1 protein-coding gene and 1 pseudogene are annotated in these 1097 nt (G+C 73.2%); both read right to left on the bottom strand.

Going from position 1 to position 1097, the window contains the following annotated elements:
• Nucleotides 1-634 (bottom strand): serine/threonine-protein kinase (locus ABZ641_RS38970; protein ID WP_359989449.1); only part of this gene is annotated, 634 nt, incomplete at its 3' end.
• Nucleotides 635-803: 169 nt separating this feature from the next.
• Nucleotides 804-1097, bottom strand: a pseudogene (locus tag ABZ641_RS38965) (phenylacetate--CoA ligase); the annotation flags it as partial.

The following is a 1097-nucleotide window of genomic DNA, read 5'->3' as shown; positions in this document are numbered from 1 at the left end:
CCTGGTCGAACGGGTCGCCGCCTGCCGCGTGCACGAGCACCATGCCCAGCGCGTAGACGTCCGACGCGGGGCGGACCACTCCGGAGGACTGCTCGGGCGCGATGTACCCGCGCGTCCCGAGGGTACGGCCCAGGGTGGTCGTCCGGACGGCGTCCATCGCGTGCGCGATGCCGAAGTCGATGACCCGGGGGCCGTTCGCGGCCATGATGATGTTCGACGGTTTGAGGTCCCGGTGCACGAGTTTGCACTTGTGGATCGCGGTCAGGGCCTCGGCGAGGGCCGACCCCAGACGGCCCAGTTCGGTGGGGTCGAGGTGCCCGCGGGCCAGCCTCTGGTCCAGGGTGGGCCCCTCGATGTACTCGGTGGCCATCCACGGCAGCTCCGCCTCGGGGTCGGCCTCCACGACCCTGGCCGTGTAGAGCCCGGAGACGCGCAGCGCGGCGTCGATCTCCCTCCGGAACCGGAAACGGAAGCGGTGGTCGACGGCGATGTGCCGGTGGGCCACTTTGACGGCGACCGGGTAGCCGCCGGGGGTGTGCCCGAGGTACACCCGGCCCATGCCTCCGGCGCCGAGGCGGCGTGTCAGCCGGTAGGGGCCGACGGAGAGCGGATCGTCCCGACCGAGTCGGTCCATCTGCCTCCCGTCTCCCCGCGAAGTACCGGTGCGTCTCCCCGCGCAGTGCCGGTGCCCGCCGGTCCGAGGGTACGTCGAAGAGCCCGGCCGCTGCAGGTGAACGGTGATGTCCGGTCGGCCGGAGTGCCTGGCGTGCCGCAGGTCTGACGGTCCGTCCGGCCGGGGCGGCTCAGCGGTTGCGGGCGTCGACGACCCGGCGGAGCTTGCCGACCGATCGCTCCAGGGTGTCGGGCGGCACGATCTCCACGGCGACGCTCACGCCGACGCCGTCCTTGACGCCCGCGGCGATGGCGGCGGCCGCGGCCTCGCGCTGCTCGGGGGTGGCGTCCGGGCGGCACTCCACTCGGACGGACATGTGGTCCATCCGGCCGCGCCGGGTCAGCTCCAGCTGGAAGTGCGGCGCGACCGCCGGGGTGCGCAGCACGATCTCCTCGATCTGGGTGGGGAAGACGTTGACCCCGCG

The sequence above is a fragment of the Kitasatospora sp. NPDC007106 genome (assembly GCF_040634455.1).
Classification (GTDB): Bacteria; Actinomycetota; Actinomycetes; order Streptomycetales; family Streptomycetaceae; genus Kitasatospora; species Kitasatospora arboriphila.
Note: the sequence above shows the minus strand (reverse complement) of the source record. Positions and strands in the feature narration are given on the sequence as shown.